General features: G+C 70.9%; 23 protein-coding genes and 1 tRNA gene. 4 read left to right on the forward strand and 20 right to left on the reverse strand.

What is annotated here, in order from left to right; translation table 11 throughout:
- Positions 1 to 123: 123 nt before the first annotated feature.
- Together ACIF6F_RS13500 and ACIF6F_RS13505 are read right to left on the reverse strand one after the other, a co-directional pair.
- Complete coding sequence (locus ACIF6F_RS13500; RefSeq protein ID WP_399945483.1) at positions 124 to 1,572, reverse strand: ATP-binding protein; 1,449 nt, start codon at positions 1,570 to 1,572, stop codon at positions 124 to 126.
- A 684-nt stretch (positions 1,573 to 2,256) separates the two neighbouring features.
- Positions 2,257 to 2,335, reverse strand: a tRNA-Arg gene (locus tag ACIF6F_RS13505).
- Between the two features lie 203 nt (positions 2,336 to 2,538).
- Between ACIF6F_RS13505 and ACIF6F_RS13510 the strand changes: the two genes are divergently transcribed.
- Positions 2,539 to 3,387, forward strand: a complete 849-nt coding sequence (locus ACIF6F_RS13510) for a transporter (protein WP_399945486.1) — start codon at positions 2,539 to 2,541, stop codon at positions 3,385 to 3,387.
- A 151-nt stretch (positions 3,388 to 3,538) separates the two neighbouring features.
- Here the strand turns inward: ACIF6F_RS13510 and ACIF6F_RS13515 are convergent, their stop codons facing one another.
- Entirely contained in the window at positions 3,539 to 3,955 is a 417-nt protein-coding gene (locus tag ACIF6F_RS13515; protein WP_399945488.1) for a PPOX class F420-dependent oxidoreductase, read from the reverse strand.
- 402 nt (positions 3,956 to 4,357) lie between these two features.
- On the opposite strand from ACIF6F_RS13515, the gene ACIF6F_RS13520 reads away from it, so the two are divergent.
- Together ACIF6F_RS13520 and ACIF6F_RS13525 are read left to right on the forward strand one after the other, a co-directional pair.
- Entirely contained in the window at positions 4,358 to 4,522 is a 165-nt protein-coding gene (locus ACIF6F_RS13520) for a hypothetical protein (protein WP_399945491.1), read from the forward strand.
- A 137-nt stretch (positions 4,523 to 4,659) separates the two neighbouring features.
- Positions 4,660 to 5,589, forward strand: coding sequence for a hypothetical protein (locus ACIF6F_RS13525; RefSeq protein WP_399945494.1), 930 nt, complete (start codon positions 4,660 to 4,662; stop codon positions 5,587 to 5,589).
- Here the strand turns inward: ACIF6F_RS13525 and ACIF6F_RS13530 are convergent.
- Together ACIF6F_RS13530 and ACIF6F_RS13535 are read right to left on the reverse strand one after the other, a co-directional pair.
- Positions 5,570 to 5,986, reverse strand: coding sequence for a hypothetical protein (locus ACIF6F_RS13530; RefSeq protein ID WP_399945497.1), 417 nt, complete (start codon positions 5,984 to 5,986; stop codon positions 5,570 to 5,572). The genes ACIF6F_RS13525 and ACIF6F_RS13530 overlap by 20 nt on opposite strands.
- Positions 5,983 to 6,594, reverse strand: coding sequence for a hypothetical protein (locus tag ACIF6F_RS13535; protein ID WP_399945498.1), 612 nt, complete (start codon positions 6,592 to 6,594; stop codon positions 5,983 to 5,985). Before ACIF6F_RS13535 ends, ACIF6F_RS13530 begins: the two co-directional genes overlap by 4 nt.
- Positions 6,595 to 6,931: 337 nt before the next feature.
- Here ACIF6F_RS13535 and ACIF6F_RS13540 point away from each other — a divergent pair, with 337 nt between their 5' ends.
- Complete coding sequence (locus ACIF6F_RS13540) at positions 6,932 to 7,267, forward strand: nucleoside triphosphate pyrophosphohydrolase (RefSeq protein WP_399945501.1); 336 nt, start codon at positions 6,932 to 6,934, stop codon at positions 7,265 to 7,267.
- Positions 7,268 to 7,413: 146 nt separating this feature from the next.
- On the opposite strand, the gene ACIF6F_RS13545 is transcribed toward ACIF6F_RS13540, so the two are convergent.
- The 15 genes from ACIF6F_RS13545 to ACIF6F_RS13615 form a co-directional block, all read right to left on the reverse strand.
- Positions 7,414 to 7,983 carry a hypothetical protein gene (locus ACIF6F_RS13545; protein WP_399945503.1) on the reverse strand — a complete coding sequence of 190 codons (570 nt, stop codon included), beginning with the start codon at positions 7,981 to 7,983 and terminating at the stop codon, positions 7,414 to 7,416.
- Positions 7,984 to 8,072: 89 nt separating this feature from the next.
- The gene (locus ACIF6F_RS13550) at positions 8,073 to 9,365 is read right to left on the reverse strand and encodes a DUF317 domain-containing protein (protein ID WP_399945505.1); all 1,293 of its coding nucleotides are present in this window, start codon (positions 9,363 to 9,365) and stop codon (positions 8,073 to 8,075) included.
- 14 nt (positions 9,366 to 9,379) lie between these two features.
- Complete coding sequence (locus ACIF6F_RS13555; protein WP_399945508.1) at positions 9,380 to 10,519, reverse strand: DnaB-like helicase N-terminal domain-containing protein; 1,140 nt, start codon at positions 10,517 to 10,519, stop codon at positions 9,380 to 9,382.
- Positions 10,519 to 11,808 carry a DNA cytosine methyltransferase gene (locus ACIF6F_RS13560; protein ID WP_399945511.1) on the reverse strand — a complete coding sequence of 430 codons (1,290 nt, stop codon included), beginning with the start codon at positions 11,806 to 11,808 and terminating at the stop codon, positions 10,519 to 10,521. Before ACIF6F_RS13560 ends, ACIF6F_RS13555 begins: the two co-directional genes overlap by 1 nt.
- Positions 11,805 to 12,674 (reverse strand): hypothetical protein, encoded by an 870-nt coding sequence (locus ACIF6F_RS13565; RefSeq protein ID WP_399945514.1) that lies wholly within the window; start codon positions 12,672 to 12,674, stop codon positions 11,805 to 11,807. The genes ACIF6F_RS13560 and ACIF6F_RS13565 overlap by 4 nt, the downstream gene beginning before the upstream one ends.
- Before the next feature lie 172 nt (positions 12,675 to 12,846).
- Positions 12,847 to 12,993 (reverse strand): hypothetical protein, encoded by a 147-nt coding sequence (locus tag ACIF6F_RS13570; RefSeq protein WP_399945516.1) that lies wholly within the window; start codon positions 12,991 to 12,993, stop codon positions 12,847 to 12,849.
- A complete protein-coding gene (locus ACIF6F_RS13575) occupies positions 12,990 to 13,841 on the reverse strand; it encodes a hypothetical protein (protein WP_399945519.1) in 852 nt (283 codons plus the stop codon). The genes ACIF6F_RS13570 and ACIF6F_RS13575 overlap by 4 nt, the downstream gene beginning before the upstream one ends.
- Positions 13,838 to 14,308, reverse strand: a complete 471-nt coding sequence (locus ACIF6F_RS13580; protein WP_399945521.1) for a hypothetical protein — start codon at positions 14,306 to 14,308, stop codon at positions 13,838 to 13,840. The genes ACIF6F_RS13575 and ACIF6F_RS13580 overlap by 4 nt, the downstream gene beginning before the upstream one ends.
- A 15-nt stretch (positions 14,309 to 14,323) precedes the next feature.
- Positions 14,324 to 15,148 (reverse strand): hypothetical protein, encoded by an 825-nt coding sequence (locus ACIF6F_RS13585; RefSeq protein WP_399945523.1) that lies wholly within the window; start codon positions 15,146 to 15,148, stop codon positions 14,324 to 14,326.
- Positions 15,149 to 15,335: 187 nt separating this feature from the next.
- On the reverse strand, positions 15,336 to 15,914 hold the full coding sequence (locus ACIF6F_RS13590) for a hypothetical protein (RefSeq protein ID WP_399945526.1): 579 nt from the start codon (positions 15,912 to 15,914) through the stop codon (positions 15,336 to 15,338).
- A gap of 287 nt (positions 15,915 to 16,201) precedes the next feature.
- A complete protein-coding gene (locus tag ACIF6F_RS13595; RefSeq protein ID WP_399945529.1) occupies positions 16,202 to 17,995 on the reverse strand; it encodes a TraM recognition domain-containing protein in 1,794 nt (597 codons plus the stop codon).
- A gap of 49 nt (positions 17,996 to 18,044) precedes the next feature.
- Positions 18,045 to 18,797, reverse strand: coding sequence for a DUF317 domain-containing protein (locus ACIF6F_RS13600; protein ID WP_399945531.1), 753 nt, complete (start codon positions 18,795 to 18,797; stop codon positions 18,045 to 18,047).
- Entirely contained in the window at positions 18,794 to 19,414 is a 621-nt protein-coding gene (locus ACIF6F_RS13605; protein WP_399945534.1) for a hypothetical protein, read from the reverse strand. Before ACIF6F_RS13605 ends, ACIF6F_RS13600 begins: the two co-directional genes overlap by 4 nt.
- Positions 19,411 to 20,190 (reverse strand): DUF317 domain-containing protein, encoded by a 780-nt coding sequence (locus ACIF6F_RS13610; protein WP_399945536.1) that lies wholly within the window; start codon positions 20,188 to 20,190, stop codon positions 19,411 to 19,413. The genes ACIF6F_RS13605 and ACIF6F_RS13610 overlap by 4 nt, the downstream gene beginning before the upstream one ends.
- Complete coding sequence (locus tag ACIF6F_RS13615; protein WP_399945538.1) at positions 20,187 to 21,485, reverse strand: acetyl-CoA carboxylase biotin carboxylase subunit family protein; 1,299 nt, start codon at positions 21,483 to 21,485, stop codon at positions 20,187 to 20,189. The genes ACIF6F_RS13610 and ACIF6F_RS13615 overlap by 4 nt, the downstream gene beginning before the upstream one ends.
- Positions 21,486 to 21,515: the final 30 nt, after the last annotated feature.

Here is a 21,515-nt window from a genome sequence, read left to right on the forward strand (position 1 = left end):
CGTCCCCTGCCGACGGCCGTTGCCGACCGTCACCGACACGACGAAACGATTGCAGCACAGCACAGCGCACGGACGGCGGACAAACCCTGCCCAGAACTGGGACTCGCCGTCAACGAGCAGTGTTCATGCGCCGTGATAGAGGCGGTCGATGTCGATCAGCTGGATCGTGGGGTCGTTCTCGGCGAGGTGGCGCAATTCGTTGGTGAAGCCCGCGCCGCTGAAGCACTGCAGTCGGGTGTCCTCGGTGGCGGTGCCATGTGCGCTGAGGAGATCTCGGATGTGCTGGAGGCGCTCCAGGTGGCCCGTCCCCATGATGTCGTTCCACTTCGCTTCGCCGATGGCGAGCAGCGATTCACGCCCGGTGCCTGCGTCGCCGTAGACAGCGGCGTCGACCTCGTGGCTGGTCCTGGCCGCGGGATCGTTGACGGTGCCGCTGGCGACGCGGGAGGCCTGACCGCCGTGGGTTTCGGGGGCTGCGTGCCAGCGGGCCCATTCGCGGCACACCTGTTCGAAGTGGGGGCCGATGACCTTGCTGCGGAACGTGGACTGGGCACGGCGCCATACGGCGGCGGCGCGCCCCGGACGTTCCAGATCGCCCCAGAACGGGCGCATGACCGCGTGGTAGAACGTCACCAGCGGTTCGGCGATGCGGTATGCGGAGCGGTTGCGGCGGAAGGCGTCGGTTTCGTGGGTGATCATCCCGACGTCCTGGAGGACGCTGAGCGGATGGGCCAGGTCGGTGGATTTGCGGCCGAGGTAGTCGGCGATGCCGCCGCGCGAGGAATTGCCGTTCGCGATCGCGGCCAGCACGGAGTGGTAGAGCGCGACGTCGTGGAGTTCGGGTTCTTCCGCCAGGAGGTAGCGGGCTTCGCGGAAGAGAGGGCGGGCGGGGTTGAGGACGGCGCGGGCGACCCAGGCGTCGAAGTCGTCCGGTCCCTGCGGGGTGTCTCCCTGGGTGAATTCGCGGCGGTATGCGGGGGTGCCGCCCACGATGGCGTTGGTCATCAGGGCGGTATGCGGATCGGAGATCTCCCAGAACTCGGCGGCGAGCCGGAAGTCCAGGGTGGGGACGACGAGTTCGAGGCCGGCGCGGCCGCGGAGCGGGGCGTTGCCAGCCAGCAGTTTGCCCATGAAGGACAGCGCGGAGCCGCACAGCAGCAGGCGTACCGGGGTGTTGGTGTGCTGGGCGGCAGGGTCGAGGGCCCGCTGGATGATCGAGGGAAGAGCGGGGGAGGACTTGGCGAGGAAGGGGAACTCGTCGATCACCGCAACGGTGGGACCGTCGTCGGCGATCCGCATGAGTTCGGTGACGGCCTCGTCCCAGTGCGTGAAGCGGAACGGTGTGGGCTGGCCCCGGTAGCGGGCAAGAGCCTGACCGAACTGGCGCAGGGCATCGGCCTCGGTCGTCTCGGTGGCGGTGAACATGAAACCGCCGCTGGCGCGGGTGACTGCATCGAGAAGGAAGGTCTTGCCTTGACGTCGGCGTCCCGAGACCACCCCGAGCGTGGCCCGCAGCCCGGGCAGGCTGGCGAACCGGGTCAGCTCGGCCCACTCGAAGTGGCGGTCGAACATTTCGGCAGGCTTTTCCACACCACTCCTCGTTTAGATAGACGCAGCTATTGTAGCTGAACTTATACAACAAGAAGTGATGCTCGTGTCACTCCTTGTGATGTTCGGGAAGGCTGACACGGACCGCCCGGCGACTATCGGCCGTCGTCTGGCGGTAGGCATCTGCCGGACGGGAAGTGCCTCGTCGGCTTCCCGAGCCCGGCGTGCGCAGGCGCGACGTCGGAGCGGGAGGCTCTTCGTTGTCCGGGAGGCAATCGTGCGCGAGGGTGAACAGAAGCAGCCGGGGCGGCGCCGGCAGGGGGACGGCCTGACCGTCAACTGCGAGTACGTCGTGGTGGACGGCCCTGAAGGGGAAGAACTGGGGCGTCGCCAAGCTGCGGCGATCCTCGAAGTAGTGCGGTACCTCTATGAGCAACAGGGCGGGCGCGTAGGAGGCGACGAAGGCCCGTGCTTCCGACCGGACAGCCCCTGACTCTGGGTTCCCATGTTCTGGGTCCCCCTGGGGGTTCGCGCCCGCGCAAGCACCGCTGTGCCTCCCGGCTGCCCTGAAGGCCCGGGTGGCCTGCGGGTTTCTGTGCGGCGACGGCCATGAGTCGCGTGTCGCGACATGTATCGCGAAAAAGCCCGCTCCCCTGGGGGAGCGGGCTTAAAGGCGCGCTGACCTGCGAAAACGCAGATTTGTCAGAGTGCCCCCGGCAGGATTCGAACCTGCGCACACGGCTCCGGAGGCCGTCACTCTTTTCTGCGTTTACCGCAGGTCAGCGGCCTATCTGACGGTCCGTTAGTGGCGCGGTCCCAAGCATGTCCCAGGGGGTTTAGATGTCCTTTTCGGGCTACATGCCAGTCTAGTCCTGTCCGGCGGGGCGGGGGTGCCTTTCGGGAAATAATCTTCGCCCTCCGCGACGTTCTCGCTCGGCAATCGCTGAGTGGGGGTGGCTGGACCTGAAACTGTTCGACACGAAGAACGGCATGACCGAGGTCACGCCGTGGCTGGCTGAGGCCGAGGCCGATGTGCAGGCGCTCGTCGAGAGCGCGATGGAGCCCATGCTCGGGGTCCGCTTCCTGGCCACCGAGTACAGCACCGGGCCCCTGCACGGTGGGCGCATCGATTCGCTCGGGCTGGACGAGAACGGCTCGCCCGTGATCGTCGAGTACAAGCGGGCGACCGATCCGGGCGTGCTGTCGCAGGGCCTGTTCTACGTGGCCTGGTTGATGGACCACCGGGAGGAGTTCGAGGCCCTGGTCCGTGAGCGGCTCGGGCCGGCGGCAGCCGCCAGTGTCCTGTGGAGCACACCCCGGCTGATCTGTGTGGCCGGTGGCTTCACGCGCTACGACCTGCACGCGGTGCGCGAGCACCGGCGGTCCATCGACCTCGTGCGCTACACGATGCTGGGCGAGCACCACATCGCGCTGGAGACGGTCGCGTCGGTCGCTGCCCAGGGCGGCGGGACACGGCGGCGGAGCCTGCGCGGCGGGCGGGGAGCGTCGCCGCATCGGCGGACTGACGCCATGGCGGAGCTGGCGGCCGTGGTCGACGAGGCGCTGCTCGGGCTGGGCGAGGGTGTGACGAAGGTCGAGCGCAAGCAGTACGACGCCTACCAGCGGCTGCGGAACTTCGCCTGCGTCACGCCGAGGCAGGACAAGCTGCTGGTGTACCTCAAGGTCGCGCCGGCCACGGTGGAACTCGTGCCGGGCTTCACCCGGGACGTGACCGGGCTGGGCCATCACGGCACGGGTGACCTGGAGGTCCAGCTGCGCTCGGAGAAGGACGTGGAGCGGGCGCTGGAGCTGTTCCGGCTGTCGTACGCCGCGGCGTAGCGCGTGGTGGGGCGAGGATCTCGGTGGGGGAGGCGCCTTTCGACGGAGGGGCGGGGGAGTGGCGGTGGTGTCGTCCATCCTCCGCAGGATCCCCGGTTTCGGAAACCGGGGATCCTCGCCTATATTGCGCCCGCGCCGAGGCCGGGCGGGGTCACCAGCCGGAAGGCTTGGTGGGTCCCAGGGCGCGGGTGACGGTGATCTCGATGACGACCCGGTTGGGGTTCACGCGCGGGGTCTTGTACCGCTCGGTGTAGCGGCGCTCGGCGTCGGCGACGGCGGCGGGGTCGTCCTTGATGACGGCGGTGCCTTCGAGAGTGGACCAGCGCCGGCCTTCGGCCTGGCTCACGCTGACACGGGCATCGGCCCCGGCCGCCAAGGCGGCGCGGATGTTGCGGACCTTCTTGTTGCCGCCGTCGGTGATGACGCGGGCGGTCCGCGTCTCGGGGTCGTAGGTGACGCCGACCGGGGTGGTGTGCGGGGAGCCGTCGGGCCGGAGAGTGGTCAGGAAGCAGGTCCGGCGCTCCTGCCAGAACAGGTTCCCGTCAGTGTGCAGAGGGGCGGTGTCCAATGATCGGTCTCCTCGGTGCGATGGCTCGGACGCCGGAACGGCGCCGCGCAGGTGACTTCGACCGTAATGCGGAGCGAGCCGCGCCCGGGACAGGTGCAGCGGCCGTTCCCCTCACCGCGGCGACGCCGTGGTGAGGGGCATGTGGGCGGAGAAGCTCGCGTACTCCTCGGTTCAGTCCCCCCCGCACAGCGCACCGGCCGCTCGTCCAGGGCCTCCCGGTACGGGCGTAGCTTCGGCAGCGAGGCAGGGGCGGGCTCCGGCGCTCGGCGCCGCTGAACTGTCACAGGAGCCACACCCGTCACGATTTCGCGCAACGCCGCCGTCTTCTGACTCGAATTCCGACTCGAACGTTGTAGAGGTAAGAGCCGCCCAACAGGGCGACGCGAGCGAAGGAGCAACCCCGTGGCTTACCCACAGCCGGACGACACCTGCATCCAGGAGTGCCTGGACGCCCAGCCCGCCGGGGCCGGCGGCATACCCCGCTGCATCTGCGAGCGGCTCATCGCCGATGAGGAGGTGTACTACGCGGAGCCCGACGACCTGTTCGTCCGGGAGTGGGGCGGATGAGACCTGGGGCCGCCAGCCGCTGGCCACTTAACGAGCGACGAGGCCGACGCGGTGCCGCCTTCGGCCAAAGCAGGTTCTCGCGGCCGTTTTCCGGTGCTCGCACCCCGCCACTGGCGGTTTCCGGGCAGGATGGAGACATGCCCCACACCCCGGCCAGAAATGCCGCCGACCCGAGTGCGTACAGCCTTGACCTGGAGATGAGCCTGGTGCTCCCCTCCTCTGCGCCGGCCCCGTGGAGCCCCGCGGTCCACGAGGCCGCCCGCCTCGTCGGGCGGTCGTGGCAGGAGGACGAGTCAAAGCCCATCGACCTGCTCACCCTTGCCCTGCTCTTGTTCGCCCGTACGCACACGGGCACCCGCGCTCCCCAGGACGTACCGGTCGCCGAGCTGCGCGACGCCCTGTCGGGCCCGGCCGATCGTGAGCCGCAGATCATCGACGAGATCGACCGGGCCCTGACCGAGACCGGACAGGGCTACGCCCCCGGGGCGGGGGACGCTGCGCTGTGGGAGCTCTTCAACGCCGCCCGGAACCAGTACGGCTCTGCGAGCGGGCTGGCCGACGACATCGAGCCTCCCCGGCCCGGTCCGTCCCCGATGCGTGCCGCCGTCGCACGCCTCGCCCGGCTCCTCGCCGGCTATTCCGACGGGGCACGCAAGGAAGCCACCGCACCGCTGCTGGAGCCGGGTGTCCTCACCGTCAAGGCCAACCGGTTCCAGATCGTGAGCCGCAATAGCGTGATCGCGCTGCGCTGCCCGTACGGCGACGAAGCGGCCGCGGTCTGCGTCGACGGCCCCAAGGCGATCATGGAGTGCGTTCAGGGGCACACCTCTGCCTCCCACCGGCTCGACGCCGGGCGCGTACGGATGGCGGTCGCCCGAGTGGCCGGGATCCGGCCCTCCGCATCGGGCAGCCATCTGGTTCCCGAGCTGCTGATCGCGTCCACGGCCCTGGCCCGGCACAGCGACTCTGCCGAGGCCAACGCATTCCTGCGGACGCCGACGCACCCGATCGTCGGCCGCGATGACGTTCTGCGGAAAATCAGCCGGATCATCGACCGTCGCGACTGACCCGCCGCTCGGCAGCCGCGAGGACGACCTCAGGCGTGCGCGCCTTCATGGACATGGGCAGGCCGCCGGCCCGGCGCGCCCGCCGGTACGTCAGCGCCCACCCCTGAGTGTGCCGGACCGATTCGTCGGGGGCGCGCTCCGCGCGCCACCACAGCCAGCCGATCATCCACTCGCGGCCGTCGGTGCCGGGCGCTGCGAGCGCCACGGCCGCCTCGCCAGTCTGGAGCGCCAACGCCTCGACGACGGCACGGTTCTGGCTGAGCGCGATCAGGTCGCGGCGGACCTGTTCCCGCGCGGACTGCGTGGCTCCCCGGAGCACGCCTCGGACGAATCCCCAGACGATCAGGCCGACGGCCGGGACAGCGATGGCGAGGAACAGGGTCCACCCGGCCGTCATCGGGGAGAACCGCCCAAGGGGATCTCGGCGACCGGTTCCCACGACATGCGCCATCCGCCGCTGACAGTGTCCTCGGTCCAGGTCACGGCGAGCAGGTGTACCCGGTCCACATGCAGTGGTGCCCGTCGTGGGGTGATCTCGTTCCTCAGGCGTGAGTTGAGCCGGTCGGACGAGCTGGTGCCGTCGGCGTAGCCGAGCGAGATGTGCTGCCGCCCGCCCTGGTGCTGGAGCGCGTCCTCGCCCCGCGCCTTGCGAATCGCCGTACGGGTCGCTTCCCGCAGCATCTCGGCGTCCGTCTCCGGCCACACGTCGAGCACAGCCCCCGCGATATTCGCGATCGGGGGACCTGCTTCGGTCGTGAACGGTGCGATGCTGGCGAGTTCCGTCTCCAGAGCGTCCACGAGCCGCTGGAGTGCCGGCCCGTCGTAGTCGGTGGCCGGGGCATCCGCCAGCATCTCCACCGTCAGGTGCAGCCACCCTGCCCCGTCGCCGGTGCCCGGGAGCTGAGGGTCGATCGGGTGTTCCGCCATCAGCGGGACACAGGCCCGCGCGAGCGACAGCAGCTCGTCATCAACTCCCGGGCGGGGCAGCACGTAGACATGCAGCACCGGTACCCCGCTCGGCCACGGGCGGCCCTGAAAACGCGGAACGAACCTCTCCACCACTTCCCTCTCTCGTTAGCTTGGTGTGGTCGGGCAAACGGCAGGACCCTTCATCCTCGCCCGGGATAATCGCTTCGCGCAGCCGAACGGATCAGCCAGGGGCGGTCAGCGCGCCCCGCGGAATGCACCCGGCGGTCGGCCTCCGTGGGCAGGGCGACGTCATCCATCCAGCCCTGGTCCCGCCGGCCGCGGCGGAGCGGAACAACGCGGCCGGCGGCACGTGTTCCTCTCTCCGCGGGGCGGACGGGCGCCCGCGGCCACTTATCGAGCGGAGGAGGGGCTGATGGCAGGTACCGAGACGAGCCCCGGAACTGGCAAGCTGGTGAGGGACCGGATCCCGCAGATCATCCGGAACGAGGGAGCCGAACCGGTCATCTACATCGCAGGGCCCGAGGAGTACCGGGCCCGACTGCGGGAGAAGCTGCGCGAGGAGGTCGCGGAGTTCCTGGACGCGGACGAGGGGGAGGCGCCCGGCGAGCTTGCCGACGTGGCGGAGGTACTGCTCGCGCTCGCTGCTGATCTCGGCATCAGCCCAGAGCAGTTGGAAGCGATCCGTGTCGCGAAGGCGGGCCAGCGAGGGGGCTTCGCCGGACGGACCGTCTGGATGGGCAACCGCTGATACACGAGGCCGGGCGCCGATGTCTCCAACAGGCGACCGTGAAGCCGGTCACAGAAGACCATAGGGATGACATCGACTGGCCGCCAGGGATCCGGTCTGCTGGAAGGGCCGAGATGCGCCCTCTCGTCACACGCCGAGCGGGATTTCTAGCCTTTCCTGCCGGGCTTGATGAGGTCAGCGGCCTTGTGCGTGCGCTGGGCGAGCCCGGCTTCGAACGCGAATGCCTGGTCCCGCAGATACCCGGACTCCTCCTTCAGTACTGCTCTGGCTTCCTGATCGCCGGGGGCGACCAGGAGCAGACGGCCGGCCGCGTTCATCACGCGCAGGTGCTCGGCAGCCTCGGCGCGCAGGTCCTCGGGCAGGCAGGTGAAGGCGACGTTGCCCACCGCGGCCATGGTCCTCTGGGACCGCTGGCTGTCCGGGAAGCGCAGCCCATGCCGGGCGACGAGGCGATAAGAAGCGGCAACGCAAACGGCGAGGGTCAGGTCGAAGGCGACCCAGACCGGCGCCCGGGCCCCTTTGCCGAGGAAGTACGCGGCCAGCTCGCCCGCGGTGCCGCCACCCGCGAAAGTGATGAGCAAGATGGCGAAGGCTGCTAGGAGGAAGAGGATCTCGTCGAGTTTCTCATCGATAAGCTTCGGTGCGAGGTAGCGGGCCGGGCCTGCGAGGGCGGGGGCGGGTTCGGCGACCACGATGTTGTCTCCCCAGCTGATCATGGGAGTCTCCTTCTGTAGTGGTGTTCGGGCTTGTGTGGGCGATATAGGGCAGCCTGTGCTGGTTAACCCTTTTGTCGGGTGTAGGCCCGTCACCTGCGCTGAGGCCGTGTCCGCGGCGCGGCTGCGGGGAGCTGGCGGGCGGGTGCCGGAAGCGGCCTCGGGTTCGGCCGTGTGGGTGACGGAAGCAGGTCGGCCGCGGTGCCGGCGAGCTGGGCCAGCAGAGGGTGGGGAACGCCGGAGGAGAGGCGGATGGTCCACGCCGCCCGGTCGAGGTCCTCTCCGCCGTACAGCGTCCATCGGTCTTCCACGGCGTGCGGGGTGGACTCGAAGGTGATGGTCCCGTCCGGTGCCGTCCAGGTGGTGCGTGCGGGGTGGCTCGCCGGGCGCCAGGCGGCGTCGTGGAGGACGTCGTCCAGGTCGTCGGCGGTCGTGAGGGGCGGGGCGTCGAGGTACTGGAGCATCGTGTGGATGAGGGGGACGGGGGTGCCGGCGGTGACGGTGGCGTGCCAGAGCCGTTCGCCGACCGGGCCGTCGTACTCCGAGATGGTCCAGGCGGCGTCGGTGCGGTGCCGGGCCTCGTGATCGAACTGCACCCGCACGGCGAGGGACTCGTGGGAGGCGATGGTCGCCTCGTCGAAGGGGCGGTACCTCTCCCACTGCTGCTCCTCGTCGAACAGGGCTGCGAGGAACGTCTCGTGCTCGCCTGGCTCCGCGACCGGCGGTTCGGCCGCGGACGCGGAGGGCTCCTCGGCGGCGACCGTCGCCTTGCCCGCGTGGAGCTGACGGATGGTCTGTTCGAGGTCGGTGAGCGGGGCGGGGCCGGGGCGGACGGCGACGGCGTAGAGCCGATGGAAAGCAGCGACTGCTTCCGCTTCGGTGTCGTACGAGGTGGAGATCTGCCGGAGGTGGTTCTCACCGTGGAGATGGACGTGCCGGCGCACGCCGGAGGCGTAGGAGCCGACGGCGACGGTGGTGTGGCCGTCGTGGGCGTGCAGATGGATGGTCAGGTGGCCGTCGGCGATGTCGTCGTGGATGCGCTGGGCCTGGGCACCGACCTCGCGGATCTCGTCGGGGTCGCACCAGGGGTAGGGGTGGTTCGCCCAGATCCACTGGTGGTCGATCTCCTCCTGGAGGGCGGGGGCGATCTCGGTGGTGAAGCCGTGCACATGGAGCAGCTCGTCGGCCTTGACGGTGTAGTGGGGCTCTTCGCGGTCGATGCGGGCCAGGACCATGGCCGTCGGGCCGATGCTGCGGAAACCGAGATCGTGGAGGTGGGAGCGGGCGGCGTCGGCCGTGGGGCCCGTCGTGGTGGCGATGACGGCCGGGTGGTGGTCGGGGTGGAGGGCGAAGTGGATGTGGGCGTCGGCGGGCGCGTACGGCATCGGGAGTCCTTCGGTTACGGGGTTCGGCCGGCGGCCCGTACGGCGAGGGGGCGCGCGGGCGGCGGCGAGACGACGGGGGCGCGGCTGGCGGGGCCGGCGCGTGAGGTGACGGGTGCGTCCGGTTCGGCGAGCGGGCGGGTGGCCTGCTGCCAGCGGCGGCGGATCGCGGTGAGGTCGGCCAGGGCCCTGCGTCCGCCCGTGATCAGCTGGTGAACGGTGTTCGCCGGGTCCTCGGTGTAGGCGGTGATCCGGCCGGCCGTATGCCGGGCACGGGCGAGCAGGGCGCGTTCGACGATCTGGAGGCCCCAGTGCTCCGGGGGAAGAGCGGCGGTCGACAGCATGACGACCAGGTCGGCCGCGGTGACGCCGGCCGCAAGGAGCCCGCGGTGCTGCGCCTCCCACATGACGGTGACCGGATCGAGCGACTCGCCGCGGTGGGCGAGCGTGGACACGCACTGCCACAGCCCCGCGTGCAGCGGGTCAGTGAAGTCCTCCGGCGCGAGCCAGCGCATCTGGCCCACGGAGGCCGGCCCGGACACGGCGCTGGCCAGCAGCATCCGTTCCTGGTCCTCGGCTTCGTCGTCCTGCGGTGACACGGACGGGCGCGGCAGAGGGGTGCGGGGCAGCGAGCCGGGATGGGCGGGAACGGTACGGGAGAGGGTGTCGAGGTGGAGGGCGAGCGCGTCGGCCGCGGCGAGGACGTGCACCGGCCGGTCGGGCACGGTGACGTCCTGGGCGGCCTGGGCGAGGGCTTCGGCGTGGATGCGGATGGAGCGCCGGGCGTGCCCGGAGCGCACCATCGCCGCGTACGTGCTGGCGTGCTCGGGGCGGGGGCAGGCGGAGATCAGCAGGTGGAGGTGGGCGGCGGTCAGGGCCGGCGCCTCCTGGCGGGCTTTTTCCAGGACGGCCCGCAGCCAGTCCAGGCCGTCCGGCGGATCCGGGAGCCCCGGCGCCCGCACGGTCCGCATGGCGGCGAACAGCGCTCCGTGCGCCGGGTGGGAGAAGGCGTCGTCCTCCAACCCGTCCGCCTGGGGGAGGCGCTCGGGCTGGAGGAGGATGGCGCCGAGGAGCGCCTGCTCGGCGTAGTACACCGGTTCGCGTTCGTCCGGCTCGTACGGCGGTTCCTCGTCGGAGAGTTCGGGGGTGTGGGGCATCAGGCAGCCAGGGTGAAGTCGTCGGCGCAGAGGGTGCGGTCGAGGTGCGGGGCGAGGAGGTGCGCGGCGAGACGCGGGGGGACGGCGTTGCCGATCTGGGAGAACTGCTGGCCCTTGTTCCCGGCCCAGGGGTAGTTGGCGGGGAAGGTTTGCAGGATGCCGGCCTCGGCGGCGGTGATCCGGATCGGATCCGGCGGCGGGCTCTCCTGGTCCTGCGCGGCGGCGGTCGGCTGGGCTACCCAGGTGCATTCGTTGGCGCGGTGCCCGAAGAACAACGTGCCTGCGGGCTCGGTGACCTCTCGGACGGTGGCGTTCGTCTGGTTGTTGCTGCGCAGGGCCCAGGTCCAGTTGGTGGCCTTGCTGGTGAACGCCGGGGCCGGCCCGGATGTCGGGCTGTCGCCGCGCGTGCCGTGCCGGGCGCTCCAGCCCTCCCCGCGGGTCTGCGGCTGGAGGACGATGCCCTCGACTACCGGCGCAGCCGTCCAGGTTCCGCGTTCGCGGGCGTCGGCCAGCGTCTTGCGGGCACCGGAAGGGAAGGGCTCGGGCCCGCCTCCGGGCCCGCCGCCGGCGCAGACCGTCGGCACGGGACGGTCGGTCGCGCCCCAGCCGAGCGCCTCCGCCATCGACACCCAGCGGGCGCGGCCCGGCCCGAACAGCGACTCGGGCTCGGCGACGCGGGCGTGCGTCGGTGCCGGAGGCGCGGCCGTGCGGACGCGGGAGGCGAGCAGGATCGCCCGGCGGCGGGTCTGCGGGACGCCGTAGTCGGCCGCGTTCAGGATGCCCGTCCACACGGAGAATCCCCAGTTGCGCAGGATCGCCGCGTACTGGCGCCACAGCGGCAGCACATCGGGGACCTCCTCCATCGCCACCCACTCCGGTTCACCCACGGTGTTCAGGGCGTGGAGGTAGCGCATCGGCTCGGCCGCGAGCAGGGAACGCTCGTCACGGCAGGCGGCCAGGAGCTTGGTGCGGGTGTCGAGGCCGACGGCGAGATCGGCGACCGCCTGGTGGACGAGCGGCTGATCGACCAGACCGAGCCGCTTGCCCGCCCTGCTCCATGCCTGGCACGGAGGGGAGGCGATGAACCCGCGGGTCCGACCAGCGAAAATCCAGGCGGGATACATCGCCACGTCCGTGCGGATGGTCAGCAGCCCGGCTGCTGCCCTCGTCTGGCAGGCCCACTCGTCCCATTCCAGCCCCACGTCCCGGATCCCGAAGCGGTGCAGGGGGACACTCCACCCGCCCGGGCCAGCGAACAGGTCGATCACGAGATCGCGGGCCTTGATCACGCCGTCAGCCCGAAGTCGCCCTGATCTGCCTCCACTTCGCCACGACACGACCAGGGGGAGCAGCCGTTGACGGTGCCGTCCTCCAGCTCGGAGGCGGTGTCCTCGCCGAGCGCGGCGCGCTCGGCGGCGGTGACATGGTCGATGGGGGCCTGGTCGAGGGGGACGCGCGAGCGGTGGAGGAAGGCTTCGCCGAGCAGTGCGTTCCCTGTGGCGTTGGCCCGAGCGTTCCCCTTGCGGATGGCCGCGTCGAATTCCACGACGTCCTCCCACTCGGCAGGGGAGGTGTCACGTATGTGTCGCCACTGGGCATTCCCGTGGAAAGGGCACCCGAGGCAGCTGGACTTCGGCGTTTCGGCGAGACCGAGGGATGTCAGGTAACGGACGCAGTCCGAGCGCGACCAATCCATCTCGATCAGAGGGTGAATGTTCCGCATGTACTGGACGTCGGCGTCCTTGGCGCGGTGGAACTCGTCGGTGGATATGCCGATCCACTGCTCGACGAAAACGCCCTGCGGAACCCGGGCGGGATACGGAAATCCGAGGAGGTTTCGAATTTTCTTTTTGATCGGCTTAATCTTATATTCCCCGGTGCACTGGCGTCGCGTCATCCCAGGTCGGCCGTCCTTGTTGAGGATGTAGAGCGGCATGGACGCAAAGCGGTGATCGGGGTTCAGGGCGTCATCGCGAATGTTTCCGGAGGAAACCCGGAGGACGGGTATGCCGGCCGGTTCTGCAATTTCTCTTTCAAGCCGTTCGAGGTGGTCATAGACGGACTGGGGCTCCCACCCTGTGTCGGCAAATATCGCGTAGTCGACTTTCGGGAGAGTTCCTTCCGCGGAGAGGGCGAGAAGCGTGCTGGACTGCACTCCAGCGCCGAGGGAGAGGGCGCGGAACTGAGGGGCGGTGTGCGTGGAGATGAGAATTCCTTGGGCGGGTGGTGGGTATTTCTGGCGGCAGGTGAAGCGGAGAGGCCGGCGAGGCGAGAAGCAGGCGGGCGGCGCTGCGGGAGGCCACCGCATGCGTGCGGCACCCTCGACGTCAGAGGCTCGTGACGCGGGAGCCCCGCTGGGCCGGGCCGCTGGCTGTGGCGAGCGAGGGAGAGGCCGGCAGGTCGTGCTGGAGGGGCTCGCTCCCGAAAGCGAGGAGCTGCTCTGCGAAGGACACGAACGGGGCGAAGGTCGTCACCGTGCTCCCCGTGCCGGAGCGGAGGACACGGCAGGCGCCGTCGTGGGCGCCGGCTGGTGGTCGTCCTCACGGCGTTCCGGTCGGCTCAGGGTGGCCGCCAGGACGAGCCGGCCCATCGAGGTGGACGCGACGCGTATCTCGTCGGCCCACGAGGCGGACGGCTCCGCCGTGATCAGGCCCTGCTGGTCGAGGTAGCGAAGCACGCTCGCACGCACGGCGTCCTTGTTCATGCCCACCCACGTGTGGCCGTCCTCGTCGACCGAGACCGCGCCCGCGGTGACGAGCCGGAGGACCTGGAGCCGCTCCGCCGTGAGGCTGACGTGGGCGCCGACCTCCGGTATCGAGTAGGAACTGCGGTAGCGGTGCATCTCGGCGGCGACGCGCTCGGCGCAGCCGACGAGGTCGCTGGCGGCGGTGGCGAGCAGGTCCCGGGCCGCCTGCACGCTGGTCAGCCTCGTCTCGATGGCGCCTGCCGAGGTGGCGTCGAAGCCCTCGACCGCGTGGGCGAGCGCTTCGGCCGCCGCGGACGTCACGACCTGGAGCTGGGCGATTCTGGAGCTGACCGTGAGGTCTCTGTGATCGATGAGAGACATCGGCAGCTCCCGATGCGCCGTGCTTAGGGCCGCTGCGTCGTGGGCGAGCGACTCGACGGTCACGAGTAGCTGGCCGATCCGTTCGCCCGCCGTCGGCGAGCTGAGGGTGCGGTCGTCGAGCACGTCGAAGCACCGTGCGTACCGGGCTGCGAGGGTCAGCATCTGCAGGCAGACCGTGAAGTGGGGCGCGATGGGCTGCTGGTCGGGTATCAGCGACTTCTCCTGGTCTTCTGGGCGGGGGTGAGGCGGCTTCAACGGGTGTGGGCCTGGGGCGAAGGGGCGAGACACGGTGCAGAGCGGTGTGCGCGCCGGAGGGGCAGGGTGTGGGTCGCTGCCCAGGCGCTGGACACGGCGGCGGTGTAGTGGGGCAGGACGCGGTCTGTGATCCGCCAGGTGGCGCGGGCCGGATCGAGCGGGGCGGCAACGGACGGCGGGGCGGGGAGGCGGTCGGTGATGTCCTCGTGAAGGCCGAGGGGGACGACAGGGCAGATGAGGACGCGGTGCTGGCGGTGTTCGGCGAGGTAGAGCTCCAGGCCGTCAGCGCGTCGGAGGGTCGCTGCGCGCTCGCGGCCGGCGGGGGACGGCCGGTCGCCGGAGGAGGTCCAGATCCGGCACAGGTCGACGGACTGGTCAGCGGGGCGCGGGTACCAGTGGCGGATGGTCGTCCAGGTGCCGGGGAGCCGATGGGCGACTGCGAGGGCGAACAGGTGGAAGGGGTGCACGAGGGAGTCCTTGCGTCAACGGATACGGGTGCGGGCAGGCTGTGCCGCGAGGGCGGACGGGCGTGTCACGACGGGCGTGCGGCCGAGCCGGGAGGCGAGAGCGACACGTCCGGTATCGGTGAGGTGAAGGCGGACCGACCGTGATCCGGGCACAGGATGGTGCGCCTCGCGGCGGACCCAGCCGCGTGCCTCCAGGGAGCGGACGGTTCCCATCGAGAGCCGGTCGAGCCGGTTCCGGGCCCATTCCTCAGAGCCGAGGGCGTCGACGGTGACGTATCCGGAGGCGGCGGCGTGCAGGGCGGTGTACTGCGCCGGCGACATGGGGTGGGCCCGGCCGCTGGACTTCTGGGTGCGCAGCGCGGCGGCGAGGTCGGCGGCGGCGCGTAGGACGTCGGGTGCGCCGAGCGCGGTCAGCGTGTCCGCCTCCCGAAGGTGTCGTCCGGCTTCGAGGAGGGTGTCGAGGACCCGGCCGGGCGGGTAGGGCCTCTGCGCGCGTTCCTCGGGCGGGAGCTCACCGAGGTAGACGTGGACCCAGGTCAGGTGCTCGTCGGCCAACTGGGCTTGTCTGGCGAGGAGCTGGAGGCGGCTGAAGGTGTCACGGATGCCGGGACTCCCGTAGAGATGGACCTGGGCGAGTTCCCCGGCTACGGTCTTGGCGGCGCAGGAGAGCTGTGCGGCGGCCTCGGCGTGCGCCAGGGCCTCGTCAGGGGCGAACGGGTCGTTGAACTGGAGCGTGGCCAGCCGGTCCCGGAACCGTGTGGTCTGCTCGGCCAGGGTGAGGACGCGAGCGGGAAGGAGTTCGGCCGGCGGCACGGCGCCGGCGGCGGATTCGGACGTCATCGGCGCCGCTCCCGGCCCAGAGCGTGGGTGATCTGCGCCCCGAGGCCCGAGCCCGGGATGGCGAGCGGTGTCGACCGGACCAGGCCGAGCGCCAGATAGGGACTATCCGTAAGGGGGCCTTGGCCTCCGGTGAGGGCCAGGTGACGCGGCGAGGCCAGGAACCGGCCCTGCTCATCATCGACGGCCCTCACCTCGTGCGTCCGTCCGATGCCGCCGCATGCGCGGCGGGAGAGGGCCGGCCGGTGGATGCGGCCGGGCGGGACCGGGCGAGGACTCGCCGGGCTCGGTCCGTGACGGTGACCCGCTGGTCCTGGCAGCCGGAGGTGCCGGGGCCGACCTGGACCAGGCGGTACTTCTCGAAGAAGGCGAAGGTGGCCGGATGGACGGAGGACTGCCCGGCGCCCTTGGCGAGGCTCGCGAGGGCGGCCCTCTGTTTGGCGTTCAGCTTGGGCAGGGGCATGGCTGCCTCGGTCTGGTCGAGATTTCGGCCAATGCCGGTGGCGGCGTAGGAGCAGCAGGTAGCGGTGAGATCGAGGTCGTGGAGGGCTTCGGCCAGGCACTCCACGATGTTGCTCCGGGCATCGGTCTCGCGGGCCTGGCGGATGGCCTCCTCGTCGACCGCGGCGCTGGGGAGGCTCGCGCCGACCAGAGGGTTGACGGCGATGGCCTGGGCGAGGTGAGTCGATACGAGGGCCGCGCTGCCGACGGCGGCGGTGAGGGTGTCCAGGGTGCTGCGGCTCCCAGGCGCGGTGGCGTACTCGCTCATGCTGAGACGTGACAGTGCTGTGACGAGCTGCCTCGTCAGCTGCTGGGATTCGAGGAGGAGCGGCGTGACTCCGGCGAAGAAGCCGGGCCCCGGCGCCTTGTCCAAGGAGCTGACCCGGGAGTGCAGTTCAGCGAAGTGGTCGGCGAGGTCCCGGAACGGTGCAGCGGTGTCCGAAGCGGATGAGGGCGTGATGGGAGGGGTCCTTTCGGGGTGGGAGGTTCGGCGGCTACGGCGAACTCGATCGCGGCGTTCTTGGGGTCGAGCGCCTGCGGCTGGGGACGGGGTGGTTACGCGGCCTGGTCGAAGTCGCTCTGGGAGAGCTGCTGCTTGGCGACGGCGCGGGCAGTGATGGCCTTCGAAGCGCGGGCGGAGGCGGCGCCGAGCGTGTCAGCGCCGGGCTCGGCGTACCAGGGGCGCAGGTCGAGCATGGCGACGCGCATGCCGGTGGCCAGGCACAGGGCGCTGCCCTTGGGCAGTGCGCGGATCGCGTCGGCCGGAAGGATCCGTTCCTGTCGCATCGACACCGAGGTCGACTTCCCGGAGTCGGAGGTCGAGGTGGAGACGGTCTCGACGTCGTGGTCGCCGATCATCCGGGAGAGCTTGTCGGCGAAGTCGGGGTCGTCGATGCCGGAGCCGATGATCTTCACGGTGGCCGCGCTCCACATGGCGTCCATGCCGGCGTCGCCCCAGACTTTCTGGCCCTGGCGGTAGGACTGCAGGATCGTGATCGGGATGATCCCGCGGGAGCCCAGGTGGCTGTACAGATCGGGGAGGTCCGAGATTTTGCACACGTTGGCGGCCTCGTCGAGGATCGCGAGCATCGGCGGGTCGAGCCGGCCGCCGGCGCGCTCGGCCTGGGCGGTCGCAGCCCGCATCACCGAGTCCGCGCACGCTGCGATCAGTGCCGAAGCGCCGCCGCCGCCGTCCTTCGACAGCAGGAACAGCGTGTCCGTGGACGTGACGAAGTCGGCCGGACGGAACTCTGCGACCCCCTTCTGAGGGGTCACCCAGGCAGCGATCTCCGAGTTGAGCAGGGCGGAGGCGTACTGTCTCGCGGTCTCGTAGATTCCATCCCGGGTCTCCGGCGGCCCCTCCACGGTGCCCTTCAACTGGGAAGCCACGGACGTGAATCCGTGGTCGCGCAGGATGTCGAGCGGGCGTCGGTCGGAGGGGAAGGCGAGCCACCGCATGACGTCGGTGATCGGCCGGTCGTCGAGCGCCGCGGCCAGGAAAAGCTGGCTGAGGATGTTGCTGCCGGCCTTGGACCAGAAGTCCCCCTGCTGGGAGGCGTCCACGCTCGCAGCGAGGAAGTGGCCGGCCAGGCGATTGGCGCCGTCAAGTGTGCGTGCGTCCGCGAGCGGGTTCCACCACATGCTCCGCTCGGCGTGAGCGATCTGCTGCGGGTCCATCGACCACACCCGCCCCACCCGGCGGCGGGCGTCGTAGGTGGCCGTGTAAGCATCGCCCGCGGCCTTGTTCGAGGTGAGCAGCACCGGCCCGGGCGCGGCGAGGATGGAGGGGATCGCGAGCGAGGTCGTCTTGCCGGACCGGGGGGCCATGATCGCGACGGCCACGTCCTCGAAGCCCATGCGCACCTCGTGCTTGGTGTCCTGGAGGTTGCCGAGGAGGACGCCGGCGTCGCGCGGCTCGATGTGCTTGGCGTCCTTCAGGCTCGGGCGCAGCGAGCGGGCCTTGGTCTCGATCGCCTTCGCGAGCAGGGGCTCGATGTCGCGGGCGCTCGCCATGCCCTTGACCTTTTCCTTCTTGCCGCCGGCGCGGTTCTTGTACCGGAGCCACAGCGCCCCGGCACCGACGGCGACCAGGAGCGTCAGCAGGACGGGCACGATGCGGGTAGCGACCAGCAGGGTCGTTTCTCCTGCTGCGGGCCAGAGGACTTCGGGGTGGAGGAGCGCGTCGCCCGGCCGAAAGGACGCCCATGGGCCGCTCGCGGTCGCCCAGGCGGCGATGTTCCCGCACAGCCAGGCGAAGGAGGCGAGGGGGAATCCGATCGCGAGGGCGGCGCCCCCGATCTTCAGGGCTATGTCGTAGCTGTCGGGGCTGGAGGAAGAGGGAGTGGGCAAGACCTGGGGGTTCCTTGGGCGGCGCCGGAATCGGCCGGCGGCAGGGCGGTCAGCGGGTACGGCGGGGTGCCGGTCGGGGCGGCTGCGGCGCGGGTGGGGGAGTGCCCGTGCGGCGGGCGGTGAGGCGTTCGATGCGGTCGGCCAAGGCGAAGGCAACGTTCTTGGCCGGGACCTGCTCCCAGCGGAGATCGATGCCCTGGCGACGGAGACCGCGGGTCTGTTCGTGGGGGCGTCTTAGCGGTTCGTCCGAGGCGAGCGCCTGCGTGAAGGCCGCCACGATGCCGGCGGGGATGCGGCCGTCGAAGCGCGCTTGCCAGAGCTCGGAGCCCTCGTCGACGGAGGCCGTGATGAACCAGCTGCTGGAGCCGGAGAAGGTGATCCGCTCGCCCTTCACGATGCCGTCCGGTGAGCGGAACTCACCGTCCGGTGCCGTCTCCCAGCCCTGCCGGTGCAGCGGCCGGGTGGCATCGGCGAGGGCCCGCTCGTTGTGGGCGGGGTCGGTCAGGGCATCGGTGACCGCGGCGATCAGTTCCACCGGAGTCCGTGCGCCGAAGGACGCGTACCAGCTGTTCGAAGGGCTGCCGCCGGTGTGGGTGATCCGCCACCACTGGTCGCCGATAGCCGGTTCGAGTCGCAGGAGCGTCTTCCGGTCCGGGCTGGAGAGGATGACCCGGGGCATCAGCGGGTCGTGTCCGTGGCTCCAGCCGGCGGCTTCGTGCAGAGGGACGGTGACCCATGCCGGGTCGCCGGGGCCGGCGAGGTAGCGGGGCGAGACGAGCGCCTGGTCGATCATGTCGCTCATCGGCGCTTCACCGCCGACCGGCCGGTGGTGGGCAGGATCGTGGGGTCCGCGACGGCGACGGGCGCCGGGGCGGGGGCCTTCAGGGCGACGAAGTGCAGGTCGAGGATGGCGTGTCCGTGAGTGGCCCAGGTGTCCAGTTCGCTCCACGCCTCGGCGTTGCGCTCGGCCAGCGCGTCGATGACCTGGTCGTGCGCCGGCCGGGAGGTGCGCCGGGCCTCGCGGGCCTCGGCCCACTCGGAGCGGAGGGATTCCAGGCGGTCGAGGGCCTTGGCGAGTTCGGCCAGCTGCCACGGCCAGCGGGATTCGACGTCGCCGGCGGCGATGTGCTGGAGCTGGAAGCGTGCGGTAGCGAGCAGTTCGGGCGCCGAGCGCCGGACAGGTTCGAAGGCCCGCCAGATCTGTGCGTCCCGCTGGACCTTGCGCCAGCCGTACGGCTCTTCGTCGTGGGGGTAACCGTCGGCGTCGGTGTGTTCGTCGGAGTAGGAGTCCCAGGAGGCGAGGATCATCTCGCTCTGCACCAGGAAAACTGCCAGGGCCTGCAGAGCGGTGGCGTGCTGGTCGGCGGGAGAGAGGGACGGCGTGGGCAGGGTGAATCCTTCGGTCGGGGTAGTGGTCACTGGGTACGGCGGGGGAGGGGACCGCCTGGGCGCTGCGGGGAGGGCGGTAGCTTGCGGCCGGTGCTCAGGGGGAAGAGGCGGTCGACCCGGGCCCACAGCGTTGCCTCCGCCTGCTGGGCCGGGACGCGTTCGCGTTGGATGCGGACGCTGTACCGCAGCGCGGGGGCCATGGCCCGCTCGTTGCGGAGCACGGGGTCGGGGGAGACGAGGTCGGTGAGGAACGCGGCGACCACGTGCGGCGGGGTGTGTTCGGTGAAGTGCGCCTCCCACACGGCAGCTTGGCGGTCGGAGTCCTGCCAGGGCTCCGTGCCGGCGGTGACCTCGATGTGCCACGAGCCGTTGGCGGGACGGCCGATGTGGACGTGCCCGTCGGGGGAGTCGAAGTGCCGCTGATGGCGCGACGGCCAGCTGGCCTGTTCGAGCACCGCGACAGGGTCGGCGAGGCTGTCGGGCGCGGGGCCGGCGGCGTAGGCGATGGTCGCCGCCGTGATGATCTCAGCCGGTGTGCGGGCCCCGAACGACATGGTCCAGGGCTCTTCTTCTCCGGCCCCGAGGTGCCGCAGGATCCACCAGGGCTGGTCGGGGTCGGGCGACAGGTGCAACTCGGCCTTGCGGTCGCGGGGGATGACACGGACCACGGGGCTGAGGGGGAGGTGCGCGATCTGCCACCGGTAGACCTGCTGGAGGGGCGCGGTGACCCAGCGGGGGTCACCGCCTCCGGCGAGGTACCGGGGCGAGACCTGGGCGAGTGTGGGCTGTCGGGCGGCCTCGGTCACGGGCGGCCCGGGGCAGAGGTGTCGACGGCGAGGGCGATGTGGCCGTTGGCGGCGCTGCGGCGGGCGACGGCGAGACCGATGGTGTCGGCGTAGGTCGCGATCAGGCCCACGCGCGAGGAATCCAGATCGCCGTCGGGCGGCAGGAGGACCTCGTCGCCCTTCTCCATCAGCCAGGCCGGGCCGTGGACCCAGCCGGCCGTCTCGGCGAAGCCAGCAGCGATGTCCCGCTGGACGAGCGTGCCGGACGCCGGGGCGTACAGGACCTGGATCGCGACGGCCTGCTGGCGGGTGGGCGTCAGGTCGGGGGTGACGCCGACGGCGATGTCGGCGGCGATCCGGGCGAGGGGCAGGCCGAGGGCCTGCTCGACGGCCCAGCCGATCCAGTCGCCGCCGATCCGCCCGTTGACCTCGATCACGCGCGGGCCCGTGGGGGTGAGGCGGATCTCCACGTGCTGGATGCCCCCGGTCACGCCGGTCGCCCGCACGGCGGCCTTGGCGATGGGGGCGACGGTCTCCAGGAGCGGGTCGCCGGCCGTGAGGGTGTGGCCGGTCTCTTCGAAGAGCGGCTCGCTGCCGAGTTCCTTGCGGGTGACGGCGACCGGCGTGGTCACGCCGTGGTGGGTGACGCATTCGACGCTCACCTCCGGGCCGGACAGGTACTCCTCGACGAGGACGCTGCGGTTGTCGCCGCCGTGCTGCTGCACGCCGCGGGTCGCGAACGCGTATGCCGCGGCGAGGTCCTGGCAGGTCTCGGCCTTGATGACGCCGATGCTGCCGCCCACGGCCGCCGGCTTGACCACGACGGGGAAGCCGATCGCCTCGGCGACCGCGAGAGCCTCGTCGAGGGACGCGGCGGCGACGGAGCGGGCGGAGGGCACGCCGTGGCGGGCGAACGCGGCGCGGCTGGCGGCCTTGTCCCGGCAGGTGCGGACCGACTGCGTGGTGGTGACCGCCAGGCCGAGGCATTCGGCCAGCTGGGCGACCGCGGTCAGGTGGGACTCGTTCCAGGTCAGCACACCCGCGATCGGCCGGCGCGTGGCGATGGCTTCGGCGGCGCCGAGCAGGGCGTCCACGTCGTCGAAGTCCGGCACCGTCTCGTGGTCGACGACGTACTGATCCTCCCAGGTGAGCGGGCCGGTGGTGAGGACGGCGACGTCGTACGCGTCGGCGACCTGGCGCAGGCAGTAGCCGCGGTACACGTCATCACCGGGGGCGACGACCAGGACGAGCGGGGTCCGCGCGGAATTGCGTTCGTTGCACGATTCAGAGGGGTTGAACGTGGTGGTCTGCGACATTGTGCGCGTTCCTTTCAGGGGAGGTTAATG

Source organism: Streptomyces sp. NPDC086023, from assembly GCF_044540325.1.
GTDB lineage: Bacteria > Actinomycetota > Actinomycetes > Streptomycetales > Streptomycetaceae > Streptomyces.